General features: G+C 48.3%; 2 tRNA genes. Both read right to left on the bottom strand.

The window, feature by feature from the left end:
- Positions 1–170: 170 nt before the first annotated feature.
- A tRNA-Ala gene (locus JFN93_RS25285) sits at positions 171–246 on the bottom strand.
- 10 nt (positions 247–256) lie between these two features.
- A tRNA-Ile gene (locus JFN93_RS25280) sits at positions 257–333 on the bottom strand.
- Positions 334–572 lie beyond the last annotated feature (239 nt).

The raw sequence follows: 572 nt of genomic DNA, 5'->3' as shown, positions 1-572 counted from the left end.
CCCGATTCGATTCCGCCCGTGCGACAGAATCTCTTCGGTCTTGCCTACTACAAATCACTTTATGCAATTGTCAAAGAACGAAAAACCAAGTTCAAAGTTCAACGTTCTAGGTTCAACGTTAAAGGCTTAACCTTGAACGTTGAACTTTGAACCTTGAACTCGGTCCATATTGGTGGAGGTGAACGGGATCGAACCGATGACCCCCTGCGTGCAAGGCAGGTGCTCTCCCAGCTGAGCTACACCCCCAATATTGGTATGGTGGGCCTGGGTGGGCTCGAACCACCGACCTCACGATTATCAGTCGTGTGCTCTAGCCAACTGAGCTACAGGCCCCTAAAGCAATGGACAGTGGACAATTGACAATTGACAATGCTGACTGCAATCGATTGCCATCCCAAATGCCGAGGCCCGTCATCGCTAACCGTTCATCTTGTTTTTAAAGAACAAAAAAACCTCTGCGACTTCCGAGGTTTTTCGACCGCAGTCAATTGACTCGGTCTCTCAAAACTAAATAGTAGAAGTTTCTTCATGCGTCATGAGAGATGAGCTCTCACGATTGACCTGGATGACCT

Origin of the sequence: Geomesophilobacter sediminis, assembly GCF_016458275.1 — a bacterium.
Lineage (GTDB): Bacteria > Desulfobacterota > Desulfuromonadia > Geobacterales > Geobacteraceae > Geomesophilobacter > Geomesophilobacter sediminis.
The sequence above is the reverse complement of the archived record's forward strand: the minus strand, read 5'-3'. Positions and strand labels throughout refer to the sequence as shown.